Annotated in this window: 10 protein-coding genes; 3 read left to right on the top strand and 7 right to left on the bottom strand. The window is 76.5% G+C overall.

All coding sequences use genetic code 11. The features are described from left to right. Nucleotides 1-65: 65 nt before the first annotated feature. The 7 genes from AB0H75_RS25210 to AB0H75_RS25240 are packed head-to-tail and all read right to left on the bottom strand — an operon-like array spanning nucleotide 66 to nucleotide 7,592. Nucleotides 66-1,478 (bottom strand): condensation domain-containing protein, encoded by a 1,413-nt coding sequence (locus AB0H75_RS25210; RefSeq protein WP_367800016.1) that lies wholly within the window; start codon nucleotides 1,476-1,478, stop codon nucleotides 66-68. Beyond that, the gene (locus AB0H75_RS25215; protein WP_367800018.1) at nucleotides 1,475-2,662 is read right to left on the bottom strand and encodes a 2-oxo acid dehydrogenase subunit E2; all 1,188 of its coding nucleotides are present in this window, start codon (nucleotides 2,660-2,662) and stop codon (nucleotides 1,475-1,477) included. The genes AB0H75_RS25210 and AB0H75_RS25215 overlap by 4 nt, the downstream gene beginning before the upstream one ends. Next, a complete protein-coding gene (locus AB0H75_RS25220; RefSeq protein WP_367800020.1) occupies nucleotides 2,659-3,663 on the bottom strand; it encodes an alpha-ketoacid dehydrogenase subunit beta in 1,005 nt (334 codons plus the stop codon). The genes AB0H75_RS25215 and AB0H75_RS25220 overlap by 4 nt, the downstream gene beginning before the upstream one ends. After that, entirely contained in the window at nucleotides 3,660-4,607 is a 948-nt protein-coding gene (locus AB0H75_RS25225; RefSeq protein ID WP_367800022.1) for a thiamine pyrophosphate-dependent dehydrogenase E1 component subunit alpha, read from the bottom strand. The genes AB0H75_RS25220 and AB0H75_RS25225 overlap by 4 nt, the downstream gene beginning before the upstream one ends. Further along, the gene (locus AB0H75_RS25230; RefSeq protein ID WP_367800024.1) at nucleotides 4,604-5,866 is read right to left on the bottom strand and encodes a glycosyltransferase family 4 protein; all 1,263 of its coding nucleotides are present in this window, start codon (nucleotides 5,864-5,866) and stop codon (nucleotides 4,604-4,606) included. Before AB0H75_RS25230 ends, AB0H75_RS25225 begins: the two co-directional genes overlap by 4 nt. Beyond that, on the bottom strand, nucleotides 5,866-7,275 hold the full coding sequence (locus AB0H75_RS25235) for a glycosyltransferase (protein WP_367800026.1): 1,410 nt from the start codon (nucleotides 7,273-7,275) through the stop codon (nucleotides 5,866-5,868). Before AB0H75_RS25235 ends, AB0H75_RS25230 begins: the two co-directional genes overlap by 1 nt. Beyond that, nucleotides 7,272-7,592, bottom strand: a complete 321-nt coding sequence (locus tag AB0H75_RS25240; RefSeq protein WP_367800028.1) for a phosphopantetheine-binding protein — start codon at nucleotides 7,590-7,592, stop codon at nucleotides 7,272-7,274. The genes AB0H75_RS25235 and AB0H75_RS25240 overlap by 4 nt, the downstream gene beginning before the upstream one ends. Nucleotides 7,593-7,914: 322 nt before the next feature. Here AB0H75_RS25240 and AB0H75_RS25245 point away from each other — a divergent pair, with 322 nt between their 5' ends. From AB0H75_RS25245 to AB0H75_RS25255, 3 genes are read left to right on the top strand one after another with little or no spacing between them, the layout of a single operon-like run. Beyond that, nucleotides 7,915-14,454, top strand: coding sequence for an amino acid adenylation domain-containing protein (locus tag AB0H75_RS25245; RefSeq protein ID WP_367800030.1), 6,540 nt, complete (start codon nucleotides 7,915-7,917; stop codon nucleotides 14,452-14,454). Then, complete coding sequence (locus tag AB0H75_RS25250) at nucleotides 14,451-20,030, top strand: amino acid adenylation domain-containing protein (RefSeq protein WP_367800032.1); 5,580 nt, start codon at nucleotides 14,451-14,453, stop codon at nucleotides 20,028-20,030. Before AB0H75_RS25245 ends, AB0H75_RS25250 begins: the two co-directional genes overlap by 4 nt. Next, complete coding sequence (locus tag AB0H75_RS25255) at nucleotides 20,009-20,179, top strand: MbtH family protein (protein ID WP_367800034.1); 171 nt, start codon at nucleotides 20,009-20,011, stop codon at nucleotides 20,177-20,179. The genes AB0H75_RS25250 and AB0H75_RS25255 overlap by 22 nt, the downstream gene beginning before the upstream one ends. The last annotated feature ends 72 nt before the right edge of the window (nucleotides 20,180-20,251 follow it).

Genomic DNA, 20,251 nt, shown 5'->3' on the forward strand with positions numbered 1-20,251 from the left:
TCGTCAGACCCGTCAAAACAGCGAGCCCGCCGGGACGGGCCCTGCCTCCCTGTGTCACTGATGCCTTACTCGATCTCTTTCCCACTGTAGCCGAGGCTCGCCGGATCGCCAGCCGGGTCCCGGACGACGGCGGCCAGGCGGCCGGCGAGGGCGGCCAGCTCGGCGGGGGCGAAGCGGGCCAGGCGGCCGGTGAGCGTCAGCTCGTACGCGCCGCCGCGCGGCGTGGCCGTCAGGCCCAGGTCGAAGCCGGCGTCGTCCACCTCGTGCTCCCAGACGCGGGCCCGCAGGCCCGCCCAGCCGGGCGGCGGCGCGGGATCGGCGCGCAGGACGAACGCCGCCTGGAAGGACGGGTGCACGCCGGGCAGGCGGTGGCCGCCGAGGCCGGAGACCAGCGTGTCGAACGGGACCTCGTTGGCCAGCGCCCCGGCCACCGTCTCGCGGACGCGGGCGAGCAGGGCGGGGAAGCCGGTCAGGCCGTCCAGGCTCACCCGCAGCGGCACCAGGTTGATGAAGCAGCCGACGACCGGCTCCAGCTCGCGGCGGGCCCGGCCGGAGGTGACCGTCCCCACCACGAGGTCGCGGCGGCCGGTCAGCCCGTGCAGCACGACCAGGTACGCCGCCAGCAGCGCGGCGAACGGGGTGACCGGCCCGCCCCCCGTCCGGGCGTCGCCCCGCAGCCGGTCCACCAGGGCGCGCTCGACTCTGACGCTCGCCGCCGCGCTGCTCCGGCCGCCGTCCGCCGGGGATGGCGAGGTCGCGGCGGGAAGGCGCGGGAACAGCGGTTCGAGGCCCTTCAGCCGCTCCCTCCAGTACGGCAGCCGCCGCGGCGCCCGCTCGGCCGCCCGGCGCACCGACCAGGCGGCGTAGTCGGCGTACTGCGGGACGGGCGGCGGCGGCAGCTCCTCGCCGGCGTACAGGGCGGCCAGGTCGGCCGCGACCAGCGCGACGCCGGCCCCGTCGCAGGCGATGTGGTGGCAGGCCAGGAGCAGCCGGTGCTCGGCGGGCCCGAGCCGGTAGACGGTCAGCCGCAGCAGCGGCCCCCGCGCCGGGTCGAACCGCTCCCCCGCCGCCGCCCGCGCGAGCTCCAGCGCCTCGGGCTCGCGGTCGGGGCCGGGCAGGCAGGTGAGGTCCACCAGTTCCAAGGGCACCGGCTGGGCCGGGCGGACCACCTGGTGCGGCAGCCCGTCGGGGGCGGCGTACCGGGTGCGCAGCGCCTCGTGCCGGGACACCAGCCCGCCCAGCGCCGCCGCCAGGCGCGGCAGGTCCAGCTCGCCGGTCACCGCCAGGCCGAGGGTGACGTTCGGCGGGGCGGACTCCGGGGCGGCCTGCCCGGCCAGCCAGATGCGGCGCTGCTCGTGGGAGCACTCCAGGGGCTCGCCGGTGCGCGGCAGCACGGGGACGGCCGCGGCGGCGGCCTTGCGGGCGAGCAGCCGGGTCACCAGTTCCCGCCGGTCGGCGGGCAGGCCCGCCCGGGTCACGCGGGCTCCCCGGCCGTGAGGGCGGCGGGCGCCTCCAGCGCGGCGCGGACGGCGTCCAGGAAGACGACCGCGTCGTGGCCGTTGACGTAGCGGTGGTCGTAGGCCAGGCCGAGGTGGACGGTGTGCCGGACGGCGAAGCCGTCCGCGGCCGGGACGACCTCCGGCTGCGGGGCGGCCAGGGACAGCGCGCAGACCTGGCCGGGCAGGATGATGGGGATCGCCAGCGTGACGCTGCTCTCGTTGTGCAGGGTGAGCGTGATGTTGCCGCCCGACAGGTCCTGCTCGTGCAGGCCGCCGCGCAGCGCCGCCAGCCGGTACGCCATCAGCGTCCTGGAGATCTCGCGCAGCGGGCGGCCGGTGGCGTCGTGCACGACGGGCACGAACAGGCCCTTGCCGACGTCCATGGTCACGCCCACGTGCGCGGTGGCGGCGCGGCGGACGCGGCCGGGGCCGACCGGTGTGGCGAACAGCAGCTCGAACCGGCCCGCCAGGCCCGCCACGGCCTTGACCAGCAGCTCCGGCAGGCCGACCAGGGTGCGCAGGGCGGGGGTCAGCTCGCGGGCCAGCCGCAGGGCGTCCTCCACGTCCACCTTGACGGCGGTGTAGGCGGCCGGGACCTCGCGGTGGGAGCGGGTGACGACCTCGGCGACCCGGTGCTGGGACGGCGGCAGCGCGATCTCGTCGCCGGCCGGCCCGTCAACCGGCCCGTCAACCGGCCCGCCGGCCGGTCCGGGAGGGGGCCCGGGCAGGGCGGTCACGTCCTCGCGGCGGATCACCTTCTTGCCCAGGGCGCGCAGGGCGTCCTCGCCGATGCCCAGCTCGGCCATGAGGCGGCGGGCCGGGGCGGTGATCACCATGCCGGGCTCGGGGGCGGCGGGGGCGGCGGGCTCGGGCGCGGCGGGCTCGGGCGCGGCGGGCTCCGGCGCGGCGGGCTCCGGGGGTTCGGGGGTGGTGCCGTCGGCGAGGCTGGCGATGGTCTGGCCGGGCAGGCACTCGGCGCCCTCGGCCACCAGGTGGCGCAGCACGCCGCCGCCCTCGGCGGCCAGCTCCTCCACGGTCTTGGACGTCTCGATGAGGGCCAGCACGTCGCCGGGCCGCACCGTCGAGCCGTCCGCGGCCACCCACTCGACCAGCAGGTAGCGCGCGTCGTTGCTGTTGATCTTCGGGACGACGACGCCGTTCATGCCAGCGCCTCCAGGACGGCCTGGCGGATGGTACGGGCGTGCACGAGCACCTCTCGTTCCAGATGGGGAGCTGCCGGGATGATGCTGTCGGCGGCGCTGACGAGCGTGATCGGCCGCGCCAGCCGCCCCCACAGGAGGGGGTAGAGCCGGGTGGCCACCTCCGCGCCCCACGTGCCGCCGGCCGTGCCGTCCTCGGCGATGCACACGTGCCGGCCGCGCGGCGGCACGGCGCCGGGGTCGAACGGGTGGAGCCGGGCGGGCACCAGCAGCTCGCACAGCACGTCGTGCTCCAGCAGCAGCTCCCGCATGGCCTCCAGCGCGCGGTGCGCCATGCCGCCGGGCGCGACGATCGTGCAGTCGTAGCCGGTGACGCCCTCGACGCCGACCCGGGCGACGTCCGCCACCAGCTCGTACCTGAACAGCTCGTCCACGACGCCGTCGCGGAACATCCGCCGCGTGTAGAGCACCTTGTCCTCGAACAACACGGCCGGCCGCCCGGCGGCGAGGCTGCCCTCCAGCAGGGCGCGCGCGTCGTGGAACGGGGTCAGCTCCAGCACCGACAGCCCGGGGACGCCGATGAAGTGCTTCTGCGGGCTCTGGCTGTGGGTGGGCCCGTAGCCGCGCCCGCCGCCCGACGGGCAGCGCACCACCAGCGGCATCGGCACCGGCCGGCCGTACATGGAGGTGGACTTGCTGGCGAAGTTGAGGAGCTGGTCGAAGGCGAGCGCCGCGAAGTCGGCGAACATGATCTCGACGATGGCCTTGTCACCGCCCAGCGCCAGCCCGGCGCCCGCGCCGACGATGGCGCCCTCGCTGATCGGGGTCGAGCGCACCCGCTCCCCGAACCGCGACGACAGCCCCTTCGTGATCTTGAACGCGCCGCCGTACGGGTCGGCGATGTCCTCGCCCAGCACGTGGACCGTGGGGTCGGCGGCCAGGACGTCGTGCAGCGCGCGGTTCAGGTGCTCCGACACCCGCTCCGCGCGGACCGGCTCCCTCATCGCACCGTCCAGTACGCCGGGGGACGCGCCGAGACCTCGGCGACCAGGTCGTCCACGTACCGCCGCCAGAACCCGTCGGCCGCGGCGAAGCGGTCGGGGAAGGCGGCGGCGTAGCGCTCGTACCAGCCGGCGGCCCGCGCCCGCCGCAGCTCGTCCTCGCCGCGGGTGTCGTCGCCCTTGCTGTGCGGCCCGAGCCGCCGGGTGACGAACTCCACCACCAGCGGGAAGGAGCCCTCCCTGACCGCGGCGACCGGCCCGGCCAGCTCGCCGCGGACGGCGGCCAGGTCGATCGAGTCGATCCGCAGGTACGGGATCCCGAACGCGGCCACCCGGCCCGCGATGGTGCCGGCCATGCCGCGCTCGGTGGGCGTGGACTGGGCGATGCCGTTGTTCTCCACGACGACCAGCAGCGGGGCGTGCCACAGCGCCGCCAGGTTGAGCGCCTCGTAGACCGAGCCCTCGCCCCACGTGCCGTCGCCGAGGTAGGCGCAGGCCAGCGCGCCGTGCCCGGCCCTGCGCAGCCGCAGCGCCATGCCGACCGCGACCGGCAGGCTCTCGCCCTGCACGCCGGTGGACATGAACGTGCGGTGGTAGAGGTGCTGGCTGCCGCCGACGCCGTCGCAGAGCGCGCCCTGCCTGCCCATGATCTCGGCGAGCAGCGCGCCGGCCTCGTCGCCGTAGCGGGCCAGGAAGTGGCCGTGGCCGCGGTGGTGGCTGAAGGTGAAGTCGTCCTCGCGCAGGAGGGGGTTCAGCGCGACCGGGACGTGCTCCTGTCCCAGGCAGGTGTGCGTGGTGCCGCTGAGCAGGCCGTCGCCGAACAGGCGCAGCAGGGCGCTCTCGAAGTGCCTGATGAGCAGCAGCCGGTCGAGGTCGGCGGCGGCCGGCGGGGTCAGGCCGGCGGTCCCGGCCTCCCGGACGGCGGGCTCGCCGGTGACGGCGCTCACGTGGCGGCTCCCTTCGTGGCGGCGCGGGCGGCGGCCAGCCTGGCCAGCGCGGCGCGGCGGTGGGGCGGCGGCGGGGCGGGGACGCGGGCCGGGGCGAGCGCGGTCAGGTACGCCTCCAGCGCGTCCCGGTCCAGGCCCCGCACGAACGCGCGGGCGGCGCCGGCGGAGCGGGCGGCCAGGTCGGCGTGGTGCGCGGGGTCGTCCAGGAGCCGGCGCAGGGCCGCCAGCCACGGGGCCAGGTCCTGGGCGGGCACGACGGGCACGGGGCGGGCCTGGCCGGCGGCGGCCTCGTACCGCTCGATGGGGGTGACCGGCAGCAGGTACGGCACGCCGCGCTTGGCCTCGGCCAGCCCGCCGACGTCGGCGGCCAGGACGGGGACGCCGCGCAGCATGGCCTCGACGCAGGCGTAGCCGAAGGTCTCGTCCCAGAGGGAGGGCATGAGCAGGGCGCGGGTGCCGGCGAGGATGCCGCCGAGGTCGTCGGCGGGGGGCGTGAGGCGGATGTTGGGGCGGCGGGCCAGCTCGGCGCGCTCGGCGTCGGTGGTGCCCCAGGTGGGGACGGCCTGGAAGGCGACGCCGGGGCAGGCGTCGGCCAGGCCGAGCAGGATCGGCAGGCCCTTGTAGCCGCAGGGGTTGATCATGGTGACGTACGGGGCGGTGGCGGCGGACGAGGGAGCCGGCGGTTCGTCGTACACATGCGGATAGATGACGGTGGAACGCAGGCCGGCGTGCCGCAGGCAGTAGTCCCGCGCCGCGCGGCTGACCGCGATCACCCCGGCGGCCCGGCGCACCATCCGGGTGCCCGCCGCGCTGGGGTAGAACGCGCCCGGCCCGAAGGGCAGCTGCTGGAGGGTGTGGACCAGGTAGACGACCCGGCCGGGGGCGGCCCGCAGCGCCGCGCCCAGCACCACCAGGCCGGGGTCGTCGGACGGGACCAGCGTCCAGTCGGGGGCCAGGCGCCCGGCCACCCGCGCGATGTGCCCGGGCAGGAGCGCGGGATCGGTCACGGCGTGCACCCGCACGCCGCGGTGGCGGTAGGTGAGCACGCCGGGGTCGCCGGACGGGACGGGGGACGCGCCGCGGGCGGCGAGGTCGTCGAGGGCGGAGGAGGTGCCGGTGCTCAGGGCGCCGGAGAGCGGGGCCACCACGTGCACCTCGTGGCCGCGGGCGGCCAGGTGCTCCATGAGCAGGCGGTTGGACTTGTTGGCGCCGCCGTGGGAGGGCAGGTGGATGAGGTTCTGGGCCAGCAGGATCCGCATCACGCCTCCCGCCCGGCCAGCCGCCTGCGGAGCCGGGCGGCGACCAGCCTGCGCTGCTCGTCCGGCAGCCCGGCCAGCCGCAGGCTCACCTCGCCGTGCCCGGGGCGGCCGGGCCGCCGCCCGGGGGCGGGTCCGGCCGCGCCGGGGGCGGACCCGGGCGGGGCGAGCAGGCGTTCCAGGTGGTCGGCGGCGAGGGCGAGGCCGCCGGCCGCGTCGCGGGGGCCGGTCCTGGGCGGGTGGCGGCCGTCGCGCAGGGCCGCGTGCAGGGCGGCGGCGACCTCGTCCGCGTCCCAGCGGGTGTCGGGCAGCCAGCGGGCCAGGCCCTCCTTCTCCAGGCGGGCGGCGTTGTCGGGCCGGTCGGCGCCGTGGGCGAGGATCACCTGCGGGGTCCCGGCCGCGAGGGCGCGGGTCAGGGTGCCGATCCCGCCGTGGTGCAGCACGGCCGCGGCCCGGGGCACGACCTCGCGGAACGGCAGCCGCGCGAAGCGCCGCACGCCGGGCGGCAGCGGTCGCGGGATTGCCTCGGCGTGCGGGGCGACCAGCAGCGCGGGCAGCCCGGCCCGGTGGCATCCGGCCACCGCGGCGGCGTAGAACTCCGCGTGCAGCATGCGCCCGGTGCCCCCGGTGATCAGCACCGGCCGGACCGCCGCGTCCAGCAGCTCGGCCGCCGCGCCGGGGACGGGGTCCGCCTCGTCGTCGTCGGGCAGCGGGAAGCCGGTCAGCCGGATCCTGGGGCCGCCGGCCGGGCCGGCCCGGTCGAACCACTCCGGCCAGAGCCCGAGTTGCAGGTCGGCGGAGGCGAACCAGGCCCGCCAGTCGCCCACCCTGGGCAGGCCGAGGTCGCCGCGCACGGCGTCGAGGCCGTCGGCCAGGACCTGCTGGTACAGGTGGCGGGCGATGCCGGCGGCCATCGGCTGGATCGGCGCCACGGCCACCCACGCCGCCGGGACGCCCAGCAGCTCCCGCACGGCCAGCACCGACAGGGCCGAGGTGTGCCGGCCGACGAGGACCGTGCGCCCCGGCACGACGCGCGCGGCGAGGGCGCGGCACTCCAGGGCGAACTGGTCGAACAGCCGGTTGCGCCGGTAGAAGGACAGCCAGTCGAGCGTGCCCAGACCGCCGGGGAGGAGCGCGGTGTCGGCGGAGTAGCGCTCGAAGGCGTCGTGGGTGTCGATCGGGACGAAGTCCAGGTCCGCCGCCCTCGCCCGGTCGCCGTAGGGGGCGTGGGTCAGCAGCGTCACGTCGTGCCCGCGCTCGCGCAGCACCGCGCCCAGCCGGACGAACGGCAGCACGTCGCCGTCGCTCCCGTGCGCCACCAGCAACATGCGCGCCAGCGGCCCGCCGGTGGCGGGGCCGATCACGGGGCCGGTCAGGGGGCCGGTCAGGGGGCCGGTCACGGGGTCCGTCACGACGAGGACTCGCCGAGCGGGGAGCCCTCGTCCAGCAGGGCCCGTACGTCCTCCTCGGACATGCCCTCCAGCTCGGCGAGCAGCTCGGCGAGCTGGTCGTCGGCGACCTCGCCGAGCGACGTCTCGTCGATGAGCCGGGCGGCCGCGGCGACGGTGAAGTCGCCGGCGAACAACTCGTCCACGGGTAACTCCACGCCGTACCGGTCCTGGACCTCGGCCAGGAAGCGCACCACGGTGAGCGACTGCGCGCCCAGCGCGAAGAAGTCATCGGCGAGGGAGGTCGGAGGAGTGCTCAGGAGGTCGGTCCAGATCCCCATGACGACTTCCTCGGTCGGTGTCATTGCCGTTCTCCGGAGGTTCAGAGGGCGGGGAAAAAGTGGGAGCGCTCCCAAAAATGGGCCAGGGAGCGCCTCCAGAAAGAGCGTGGAATCACGACACAGCAATGTCAAGAGAACAGACTGTGTAATGTTTCCGAAACGACCTTGTAAGGAACCGCAGCTAGAAGCGCTATCGTCCGGTTTCGGCGGGTAATTCAATCAAAACTTCAACTGTCGTTGACCGTGAGTGGAAGCGCTCCTTACCCTGACGTCCCGTGGGAGCGTTCCCACGAATCCCCGCCTGTCCGACGAAGGTTGGCGCATGCGCGAACTCCCCGAAATGAACGACACCACGCTGGCGCTGCCCGACGTGCCCGCCTTGACGGCGCTGTTCGAGGCGCGGGACCCGGAGCGGGTGGCCGTGGTGGACGGCGCGGCGCGCTGGTCCTACGGCGAGCTGGACGCCACCGCCAACCGGCTGGCCCGCCGCCTGATCGAGGCCGGCGTGGGCCGCGGCGACGTCGTCGCCCTGTACGCAGGACGCTCGGCCCGCACCCTGGCCGCCATGCTCGCCGTCCTCAAGGCCGGAGCCGCCTACCTGCCGCTGGACCCCGACTACCCCGCCGCCCGGGTGGAACTGGTACTGGAGGACTCCGGCGCGCGGGTCGTGCTCGCCCCCGGCGAGCTGCGCGAACGTTTACCCGCGAGCAGCACGGCGCCCGTTTTAGCCCTTGATGACGATTTATCCGCTTATAGCGCTGTAAATGTAGAGGTGGCGGTCGATCCTGCTGATCCCGCTTATCTGCTCTACACCTCCGGCTCCACCGGCCGCCCGAAAGGCGTCGTCATCGCGCACCGCGCCTTGCTGAATTTCCTCGTCGCCATGCGTGAGCTGCTGGGATCCGGCCCGGACGACGCCTGGCTCGCGCTCACCTCGCTGTCGTTCGACATCTCCGGGCTGGAGCTGTACCTGCCGCTGGTCACCGGCGGCCGCACCGTGATCGCCGATCCGGCCACCGCCAGGGACGGCCACCGCCTGGCCGGGCTGATCCGCGCCGAGGGCGTCACGCACGTGCAGGCCACGCCGTCCGGCTGGCGGGTGCTGCTGGCCGCCGGCTACGCCGACCCGGCCGTCACGGGCCTGGTCGGCGGGGAGGCGCTGACCCTGCCGCTCGCCCGGGAGCTGCGGTCGCGGACCGGCCGGCTGTTCAACGTCTACGGCCCGACGGAGACGACGATCTGGTCCACCGCCTGGGAGGTCCCGGAGGAACCCGCGCACGTCTCCATCGGCCGGCCCATCGGCAACACCCAGGTCCACGTCCTGGACGAGCACGGCGAGCCCGCGCACACCGGCGAGCTGCACCTGGGCGGCCACGGCCTGGCCCACGGATACCACCGGCGGCCCGGCCTGACCGCCGACCGGTTCGTCCCCGACCCCTTCGGGACGGTCCCCGGCGGGCGGCTCTACCGGACCGGTGACGTCGTGCGCGTCGAGGGCGGCGAGCTGCGCTACCTCGGGCGTACCGACAACCAGGTCAAGCTGCGCGGCCACCGCATCGAGCTGGGCGAGGTCGAGTCGGCGCTGGAGGCGCTGCCCGGCGTCCGGCAGGCCGTCACCGCCGTGCACCGGGAGAACCTGGTCGCCTACCTCACCGGCGACGTGCCCGCCGACCTGCGGGAGCGGCTGGCCGCGCGGCTGCCCGCGTACATGCTGCCCTCGGTGGTCGTCCCGATGGACCGCCTGCCGCTCACCCCCAACGGCAAGATCGACCGCAGGGCGCTGCCGGAGCCGGAGGCGCCGGAGGGCGGCGCGGGCGCCGCGCCGCGGACGGCGGCCGAGCTGGCGGTGGCGGAGGTGTTCGCCGAGGTGCTCGGCCGCGAGCCCGGGTCGCTGGGCGCGGACGACGACTTCTTCCTGCTGGGCGGCCACTCGCTGCTGGCCGCCAGGGCGGCGGCGCGGCTGACCCGGCGGCTGGGCGTCGAGGCGCCGGTGGCGGCGCTGTTCGCGCACCCGTCGGTGGCGGCGTTCGCGCGGGCGCTGGAGGAGCTGAAGGACCCGCCGGCGCCGCTGCGTCCGCGCCCCGCGGGCACCGCCCCACCGCTCTCGCCCGGCCAGGAGCGGCTGTGGTTCCTCTACCGGCTCGACCCGGACGACGCGAGCTACAACCTCCACCTGACGCGGCGGCTGCGCGGCCGGCTCGACACCACCCGGCTGGTGGACGCGCTCACCCGCGTCGTGGCCAGGCACGAGCCGCTGCGCACCCGCTTCCCCGAGGTGGACGGCATGCCGGTCGCGGTGGTCGAGCCGCCCCGGCCGCTGCCGGTCGAGCGGGTGGACCTGTCCGGGCTGCCGGCGGGCGAGCGCGAGGCGGCGGCGCGGCGGCTGGCGACCGAGCGGGTGAACGCGCCGCTGGACCTCGGCGCCGCGCCGCCGGTGCGGGCCACGCTGATCCGGCTCGCGGCGGAGGAGCACGTGCTGTGCGTGGTGTTCCACCACGTGATCGGCGACGGCTGGTCGCAGAACGTGCTGCTGTCGGACCTGGCCGCCTGCTACGAGGACCGGGAGCCGCCCGCGCCGTCGCTCTCCTACGGGGACGTCGTGTACTGGCGGCGCGAGCGGGAGGCGGCGGGCGCGGGCGACACGGCGCTGGCGTACTGGCGGGAGCGGCTGGCCGGGGCGCCGCCGCTGGAGCTGCCGGCCGACCGGCCGCGCTCCCCCGGCACGGCGCGGCGCGGCGCGTTCCACCGGGTGAGGCTGCCGCGGGAGACGGTGGCCGCGCTGGAGGAGCTCGGCCGCCGGACGGGGACGACGCTGTTCATGGTGCTGCTGGCCGCCTACCAGGCGCTGCTGGCCCGGCACGCCGGCCAGGACGACCTGACCGTCGGCACCGCCGTGGCCGCGCGGGACCGGGTGGAGCTGGAGCCGCTGGTCGGCTTCCTGGCCGACACGCTGGTGCTGCGCGGCGACCTGTCGGGCGACCCGGCGTTCACCGAGCTGCTGGCGCGCACCAGGGAGGCGGTGCTCGGCGCGCTCGCGCACGGCGACGTGCCGATGGAGCGGCTGGGCGCCGGTGACGGCCACGCGCTGTTCCAGACCATGATGATCCTGCACACCCAGGACGACGGCGCGCCGGTGCGGGTCGGGGACGCCACGGCCGAGGTGTTCCCCGCCGAGTACGCGCCCGCCCGCTTCGACCTGACGCTGGACGCCTGGCCGGCGGCGGGCGGGCTGGAGCTGGTCTTCGGGTACGAGGCGGCGCTGTTCGACGCGGCGACCGTGGCGGGCCTGGCCCGGCGGTTCACCGCCCTGCTGGACGCGGCCGCCGGCGAGCCGGGGGCGCGGCTGTCGCGGCTGTGCCGGGTGACGGGCGAGGAGCGGGAGCGGCTGGTCCGCGGCCCGAACCGCACCGCGCTGGCGCTGCCCGGCGTGCCGGGGATGACGGCGCTGTTCGAGGCGCGGGACCCGGAGCGGGTGGCCGTGGTGGACGGCGCGGCGCGCTGGTCCTACGGCGAGCTGGACGCCACCGCCAACCGGCTGGCCCGCCGCCTGATCGAGGCCGGCGTGGGCCGCGGCGACGTCGTCGCCCTGTACGCAGGACGCTCGGCCCGCACCCTGGCCGCCATGCTCGCCGTCCTCAAGGCCGGAGCCGCCTACCTGCCGCTGGACCCCGACTACCCCGCCGCCCGGGTGGAACTGGTACTGGAGGACTCCGGCGCGCGGGTCGTGCTCGCCCCCGGCGAGCTGCGCGAGCGCCTGCCCAGGGGCACCGGGGCGGCCGTGCTGGCGCTGGACGACGACCTGTCGGCGTACAGCGGGAGCGGCCTCGGGGTCGAGGTGCGTCCCGCCGACCCCGCCTACGTGCTCTACACCTCCGGCTCCACCGGCCGCCCCAAGGGCGTCGTGGTGCCGCACCGGGCGCTGCTGAACTTCCTCGTCGCGATGCGCGAGCTGCTGGACGCCGGCCCGGACGACGCCTGGCTCGCGCTCACCTCGCTGTCGTTCGACATCTCCGGGCTGGAGCTGTACCTGCCGCTGGTCACCGGCGGCCGCACGGTGATCGCGGACGCGGCGGCCGCGCTGGACGGGGCGCTGCTCGGCGAGCTGGTCCGCGCCGAGGGCGTCACGCACGTGCAGGCCACGCCGTCCGGCTGGCGGGTGCTGCTGGCCGGCGGTTTCGCCGCGCCCTCGGTCACCGCGCTGGCGGGCGGGGAGGCGCTGAGCGAGCCGCTGGCGCGCGAGCTGCGGTCGCGGACCGGCCGGCTGTTCAACGTCTACGGCCCGACGGAGACGACGATCTGGTCCACCGCCTGGGAGGTGCCGGAGGAACCCGCGCACGTCTCCATCGGCCGGCCCATCGGCAACACCCAGGTCTATGTCCTGGACGAGCACGGCGAGCCCGCGCACACCGGGGAGCTGTACCTGGGCGGCCACGGCCTGGCCCACGGGTACCTGCACCGGTCGGGGCTCACCGCCGACCGGTTCGTCCCGGACCCGTTCGGGGTGACGCCCGGCGGGCGGCTCTACCGGACGGGCGACGTGGTGCGGATGCGCGCCGACGGGACGCTCCAGTACCTCGGGCGTACCGACAACCAGGTCAAGCTGCGCGGCCACCGCATCGAGCTGGGCGAGGTCGAGTCGGCGCTGGAGGCGCTGCCGGGGGTGCGGCAGGCGGCGGCCGCCGTGCGCGGCGAGAGCCTGGTCGCCTACCTGGCCGGGGACGTCCCCGGCGACGTCCGGGAGCGGCTGGCGGAGCGGCTGCCCGCGTACATGGTGCCGTCGGTGGTCGTCCCGATGGACGGCCTGCCGCTCACCCCCAACGGCAAGATCGACCGCGGGGCGCTGCCCGCGCCCGGCGGGCCGGCCGGCGCGGACGTGCCGCTGCGGCCCCGGGAGACCGGGACGGCGGCGCCGCTGTCGCCCGCCCAGGAACGGCTCTGGTTCCTGCACTCCTACCTGGACGGCGACACCTCCGGCCACCTGAGCCTGGCCCGCCGGCTGCGCGGGCCGCTGGACGAGGCCGCGCTGGCGGACGCGGTCGCGGCGCTGCCCGCGCGGCACGAGGCGCTGCGCACCCGCTACGAGGCCGACGCCGAGGGCCGGCCGCGCGCCGTGGTGCAGGACGAGCACCACCTGCCGCTGACCCGGCACGACCTGCCGCTGACCCGGCACGACCTGCCCGGCGAGCCTGCGGAGCACCTGGCGGGCGAGCCGGTCGGCGGCCCGGCGGAACACCTGACGGAGCGCCTGGCAGGCGAGCCGGTCGGCGGGCCGGCGGAACGCTTGGCGGAGCGCCTGGTCGGCGAGTTGGCCGGGCGGCCGTTCGACCTGGCCGCCGGGCCGCCGGTGCGGGCGGCGCTGATCCGCCTGGGCGACGGGGACCACGTGTTGTGCCTGGCCGCGCACCCGATCGCGGCCGACGAGCGGACACTGCCGGTGTTGCTGGCCGACCTGGCCGCGCTGTACGAGGGCCGGGACGTCCCCCCGCCGCCCGTGCAGGCGGGCGACGTCACGCTGTGGCGGGCGCGCCGCGAGCGGCTGGCCGAGCCCGCGCTGGAGCAGTGGTGTGCCCGGCTGGCCGGGGCACCGGTCCTGGACCTGCCGCTGGACCGGCCCCGGCCCGCCGTCCCCGTCCGGGTCCCCGCCGGCCACGAGGTGCGGCTGGACGCGGAGCGGGCCGGGGCGCTGCGCCGGCTCGGCGCGGAGGCCGGGGGCGGGCTGTCCACGGTGCTGCTGGCCGCGTACCAGGTGCTGCTGGCCCGGCACGCCGGGCAGACCGGGTTCATGATCGGGCTGCCGGTGCCGGGGCGGGAGCGGCCCGAGCTGGCCAGGGTCGCCGGGCACCTCACCCGGCACCTGGTGGTGCGCGGCGACCTGTCCGGCGACCCGGCCTTCGGCGAGCTGCTGCGCCGGACCGGGGACGCCGAGCGGGAGGCCGCCGAGCACGCCGCGCTCTCCCCCGAACGGCTCGTCACCGCGCTCGGCGTGGACCGGGACGCGGCCCGCGAGCCGCTGTTCCAGACGACGCTGACCGTCCGGGAGGAGGTCCCGCCGGAGGCGGCCGGGTTCGGCGAGCCGTTCGCGCCGCGGGCCGCCGACCTCGACCACGACCTGGCGCTGGAGGTCGTCCCGGACGGCGGCGGCGGCCTGAGGCTGACCTTCCGCTACGACGCGGCGCTGCTGGCGGCGGCCACCGTCGAGCGGCTGGCCGCGCGCTGCCTGGCACTGCTCGGCGTGGCGGCGGCCGATCCGGGCCTGCCCCTGTCGGAGCTGGCCCGCACCGGCGACACCCCGGACGCCGGCGCGCCGCCCGAGCGGGCGCCGGAGGCCGCCGCGCCGCCTGAGCGACCGCCCGGGGCGCCCGACGCGCCGGGGGACGGCGCGACGTTCGAGCGGGTGCTGGATCCGTGGGGGTGGCCGGTGACGGCCGGGGCGGTCGGTGAGCTGTGGCGGGACGGCGTGCGTACCGGCGAGCGGGCGCGGTGGCACGCGGACGGCCGCGTGGAGCGGCTGCCCGCCCCGCCCACCGTCGGCACCGCGGGCACCGGCCCGCGCCCCGCCTACGTCGCCCCCCGCACCGACGCCGAGGCGCTGGTCGCCGAGGTGTGGGGCGACCTGCTCGGCGTCGCCCGCGTCGGCGTGGACGACGACTTCTTCCAGCTCGGCGGCCACTCCCTGCTGGCCGTGCGGGCCGCCGCCCGGCTGCGCGCCACCGTCGAGGTGGACGTGCCCATCAGGACGTTCTTCACCTGCCGCACCCTGGCCCGGTTCGCGGCGGCCACGGAGGAGATCCTGCTGGCCGAGCTGGAGGGCCTGTCCGACGAGGAGGCGCTGCGCCTGCTCGACCCGACGGAGGTGCCGTGACCAGCCTGTCCGCCCCCGGGTCCTCCCCCGCCGGCCTGTCGCCCGCCAAGCGGGCGCTGCTGGCCCAGCGGCTGCGGCGGCGGACCGCGGCGACCACGATCCCGCCGCGCCCGCCCGGCACGCCGCCGCCGCTGTCGCACGCGCAGGAGCGGCTGTGGTTCCTGGAGCAGTACGTGCCCGGCACCGCCGCCTACACCGTCTCCTGCACGGCGCGGGTGCGGGGCGAGCTGGACGCCGGCGCGCTGCGGCGGGCCGTCCACGAGGTGACGGCCCGGCACGAGAGCCTGCGCACCCGCTTCGTGACCGGCGAGGACGGCACCCCGCGCGTGGTGATCGACGCCGAGCCGGCGACCGCGTTCCTGACGGCGGCGGCCGGATCGCCGCAGGAGGCGCGGGCGCTGATCTCGGCGGAGCTGGCGCGGCCGTTCGACCTGGCGGCGGGGCCGCTGCTGCGGGTGCTGCTGGTCCGGCTCGGCCCGGCCGACCACGTGCTCATGCTGGCCGCCCACCACGCCGTGGCCGACGGCTGGAGCTGGGACGTCGTGCTGAACGAGCTGTTCGCGCTGCACGCCGGCCGGACCCTGGAGCCGCTGCCGGTCCAGTACGGCGACTACGCCCTCTGGCAGCGCGAGCGCGCCGGCACGGAGGCGTACCGGGCCGACGTCGCCTACTGGCGGGCGCAGCTCGCCGGGGTGCCGCCGCTGGAGCTGCCGACGGACCTGCCGCGCCCCGCCGAGCAGACCTTCGCCGGGGCCGCGCACGGCTTCCGGCTGGACCCGGAGCTGGCCGGGGCGGTGCGGGCGCTGGCCGAGGCGCGCGGCGCCACGCCGTACATGGTGCTGCTGGCCGCCTTCCAGGCCCTGCTGGGGCGGTGGTCGGGACAGGAGGCGTTCGCGGTGGGCAGCCCGGTCAGCGGGCGCGGGCTGCCGGAGCTGGACGGCCTGGCCGGCATGTTCGTCAACACGCTCGCGCTGCGCGCGGACCTGTCCGGCGAGCCGACGTTCGCCGGGCTGCTGGCGCGGGTGCGCGACACGGCGCTGGACGCGTTCGCCCACCAGGAGCTGCCCTTCGACCAGCTCGTCAACGAGCTGAACGTGGAGCGGGACGTCAGCAGGCCGGCGGTGTTCCAGGTGATGTTCGCGCTGCAGAACTACACCGCCAGGCCCGTGGAGTCCGGGCCGCTGGAGCTGTCGTGGTTCCACGCCGACACCACGGTCAGCCGGTTCGACCTGAGCCTGTACCTGCACGAGGCGGCCGACGGCGGGCTGGACGGCACGCTGGTGCGCAACACGGCGCTGTTCGAGGCCGGCACGGCCGAGCGGATGGCGGCCTCGCTGGAGACGCTGCTGCGCCACGCCGTGTCCGCGCCCGGCACGCCGGTGGCCGACCTGGAGATCCTGCCCGCGGGCGAGCGGGCGCGGCTGGCCGCGCTGGAGACGGCCGCGCCGCCCGCGCCGCTCGGCGCCGGGCTGCTGCACGAGCTGGTGTTCGCGCAGGCCGCCCGCACCCCCGACGCGCCCGCCGTGTGGTTCGGCGGCGAGGCGCTGACCTACCGGGAGCTGGCGCGCCGGGCCCGGCGGCTGGCCGGGCACCTGCGGGGCAGCGGGGTGCGGCCGGGCGACCGGGTGGCGGTGTGCCTGGAGCAGTCGGTGGAGCTGGCGGTGGCGCTGCTCGGCGTGCTGGCGGCCGGGGCGGCGTACGTGCCGCTGGACCCGGAGCAGCCGGCCGCGCGGATCGCGTACCTGATCGGTGACGCCGGGGTGCGCACGGTGATCACGTCGGAGGGGGCGCGCGGCGCGCTGCCGGGCGGGCTGACCGAGATCGACCCGGGCCGGGTGCCCACGGAGGCCGCGCCGGTGGAGGCCGGGGTGACGCCCGCGGACCTGGCGTACGTCATCTACACCTCGGGCACCACCGGGCGGCCCAAGGGGGTCGCGGTGCAGCACCGGGAGGTGGTCACGTACCTGGCCGGGGTGCGCGAGCGGTTCGCCGTCGAGCCCGGGGCGTCGTTCGCGCTGCTGCAGTCGCTGGCCTTCGACTTCGGGGTGACGGTCTTCTACCTGGCGCTGCTGACCGGCGGGCGGCTCGACCTGCTGCCGTCCAGGACGTCGGCGGGCGAGCTGGCCGAGCACTTCCGCGAGCGCCCGGCCGACTACCTGAAGATCACGCCGTCCCACCTGGCGGCGCTGCTGGCCGAGGTGGAGCCGGCCGAGCTGCTGCCGTGCCGGCTGCTCGTGCTCGGCGGCGAGGCGTCCGGCTGGGAGTGGGCGCGCGAGCTGGCCGCGCTGGGCCGCTGCGCCGTGGTCAACCACTACGGGCCGACGGAGGCGACGGTCGGCATCACCACGTTCGCCGTGGACCCGGCGGCGCCGGCGCGGGAGACGACGCTGCCGATCGGCCGGCCGCTGCCGGGCGCGCGGGTGCGGGTGCTGGACGGACGGCTGCGCCCGGTCCCCGTGGGCGTCGCCGGCGAGATCTGCCTCGGCGGGGACCGGCTGGCCCGCGGCTACCTGGGCAGGCCCGCGCTCACCGCCGAGCGGTTCGTGCCCGACCCGGACGGCGGGCCGGGCGCGCGCCTGTACCGGACCGGCGACCTCGGGCGGTGGCTGCCGGACGGGAGCCTGCAGTTCCTCGGCCGCCGCGACCTCCAGGTCAAGATCCGCGGGTACCGGGTGGAGCTGGGCGAGGTCGAGTCGGTCCTGGCCGGCTGCCCCGGGGTCGCGCAGGCGGTGGCCGAGCTGCGCGGCGACCGGCTCGTCGGCTACCTGCTGCCGGTGGAGGGCGGCACGCCGGCGCCGGCCGCCGAGGTGCGGGCCTGGCTGCGCGACCGGCTGCCCGACTACATGGTCCCGTCCCGGTACGTGTGGCTCGACCACCTGCCGCTGAAGTCGCACGGCAAGGTGGACCGCGCCGCGCTGCCCGACCCGGAGGACGAGCGGCCCGGCGGCGAGGACGCCCTCGTCCCGCCGGAGGGACCGGCGGAGCAGGCCGTCGCGGCGGTCTGGGCCGAGGTGCTGGGGCTCGCGCGGGTGGGCGCCCTCGACGACTTCTTCGAGCTGGGCGGGCACTCGCTGCTGGCCATGCGGGTGCTGGCCCGGCTGCGGAAGATCGCGCCGGAGCGGCGGCTCACGCTCATGGACCTGTTCAAGCACACCACCGTCCGGGAGACGGCGGCGCTGCTCAGCGAGCCCTCGTCGGCACGGGCCGGCGACGGGGCCGGGAGCGGCGGGCTGCTGCACCGGCTCACGCCCGCGCGGTCCGCCGTCACGGCCACGCTGGTGTGCGCGCCGTACGGGGGCGGCAGCGCGGTGATCTACAAGCCGCTGGCCGACGCGCTGCCCGGCGACTGGGCGCTGTACTCGATCGCCGTGCCCGGGCACGAGCTGGGCGAGGAGGCGATGCCGCCGGAGGAGGTGGCGCGGCGCTGCGCCGAGGAGATCCGCGCCGGGATCGCGGGGCCGGTGGTGCTGTACGGGCACTGCGGGCTCGGCGCGATGATCACGGCGGAGATCGCCCGGCTGCTGCACGGGGCCGGGCGCGAGGTGGAGGCGCTCTACCTGGGCGGCGTCTTCCCGTTCGCCCGGCCGGGCGGGCGGCTGTCCCGGCTGCGCGAGCGGCTGGACGACCTGCGTGGCGACCAGGGGCGGGTCAACGCGCTCACGGCGGCCGGGCTGGACGTGTCCGACCTCAGCCCGGAGGAGCTGCGGCTGATCGTGCGCAACCGCCGGGAGGGGACGCGGGCGGCCGAGCGGTACTTCACCCGGCTGTTCGAGGAGGACGCCGGCCGGCTGGCGGCACCGGTGATCGCGGTGGCCGGGGAACGCGATCCGATCATGGAGTTCTACCAGGAGCGGTACCGGGAGTGGCACGTGTTGTCGCCGGTGACCGCGTGCGCGGTGCTGGACGAGGCTGCACACTTTTTCGTGAAATATCGGGCGGATGAGCTGGCGGAGATCGTTACCAGGACGCACGCCGCCCTCGCCGCGGGCGACACGGCCGCCCTGGAACGGACCGATGGCAGCGAGGAGACGTGGTGGCTCCAGGGCGTCTCCCGCGAGACCCCGGCGGTCGCGGACGGACCGGCCGCGGCGCTCACCCCGGACACCTCCGACGTCCCGGCGGCCGTGGCGAGGGCGGCCGCCGGGGTGCCGGGGCCCCGGCGGCCGCAGGGGGCACAGGGGGCACAGGGGGCACAGGGGGCGCAGGCCGGACCGCGGCCCAGCCTGCGGCGGTTCTTCGGGGTGGCGGGCGGGCAGGCGGTGTCGATCGTGGGATCGGCGCTGACCGAGTTCGCCGTCCCGCTCTGGATCTACCTGACCACCGGCTCCCTCGTCGACTTCGCCCTGTTCTCGGTGCTGGCGCTGGTGCCGGGCATGGTCGTGGCGCCGCTCGCCGGGACGATCGTGGACCGCAGCGACCGCCGGCGGGTGATGCTGCTCGGCGACGCGGGCGCGTTCGGCTCGCAACTGCTGCTCGGGCTGCTGCTGTGGACCGGCAACCTCCAGGTCTGGCACATCTACCCGCTGCTGGCCTGCCTGTCGGTGGCGCTGGCGTTCCAGCGGGTGGCGTACCAGTCGGCCGTCCCGCAGCTCGTGCCGAAACGGTTCCTCGGCCACGCCAACGGCGTGGTCGGCATGATCAACGGCGTCGCGCAGCTCATCGTGCCGCTCGCCGCCGCCGGGCTGATGGCGCTCATCGGGCTGGAGGGCATCCTCGCCCTCGACGTGATCAGCTACGCGATCGCGATCGGCAGCCTGCTGCTCATCCGCTTCCCCGCCACCATGGCGCTGCGGCGGCGCGAGACGGTGGCGGCCGAGCTGGTCGGCGGGTTCCGCTACTCGTGGGGCAACAAGGGCTTCCGGCGGATGGTGACGTTCTTCGCGGTGGTCAACCTGTTCATGGCCGCGCTGTTCCTGATGATCTCGCCGCTGGTGCTGTCGTTCGCGTCGATCGCCGACGTGGGACGGGTGTCGTTCGCCGGCGGGCTCGGGGTGTTCCTCGGCGGGCTCGGCATGGCGGTCTGGGGCGGGCCGCGGGTGCGGCGCTTCCGCGGGCAGCTCATGTTCACGCTGACGCTGGCGGTCTCGGCCATGGTGATCGGCGCCCGGGAGGACCTGCTCGTGATCACGGCGGGGGTGTTCGGGCTGTTCCTGTCGCTGACGCTGCTCAACGGGGTCTACACGACGATCGTGCAGGTGAAGATCCCGCAGCGCTACCACGGGCGGGTGTTCGCGCTCAACCAGCTCGTGGCCTTCTCGACGCTGCCCATCGGGTACGCGGTGGTCGCGCCGCTGGGCACGTCCCTGCTGGAGCCGCTGCTCGCCGACGGCGGCGCGCTCGCGGGCACGGTCGGCCGCGTCATCGGCACCGGCGAGGGCCGCGGCATCGGCCTGCTGTACGTGCTGCTCGGCGCCGCCATCGCGCTCTGCGTGCTGGTCGCCCGGCGGCGCCGCGTGTTGTGGGACTTCGACGAGCTGGTGCCGGACGCGCCGCCCGACGATCTCATCGGTTTCCAGGCCCTGCGCGAACGCGGGGCCGCGGTGAAGGAGAACGCATGGACGACTACCAGGTCGTGATCAACGACGAGGAGCAGTACTCGGTGTGGCCCGCCGGCCGGGACGTCCCGGCCGGGTGGCGGGCGGCCGGGTTCCGCGGCGCCAAGGACGCCTGCCTGGCGCACATCGAGGAGGTGTGGACCGACATGCGGCCCCTCAGCGCGCGCTGACGTCCCGGGCGGCGTCCCCCGAAGCCGATACCGGCTATCGTGTGGATCGCTTAGGGATGTCCAGGAAAGGAG

It is taken from the genome of Nonomuraea sp. NPDC050783 (assembly GCF_040802095.1).
GTDB lineage: Bacteria > Actinomycetota > Actinomycetes > Streptosporangiales > Streptosporangiaceae > Nonomuraea.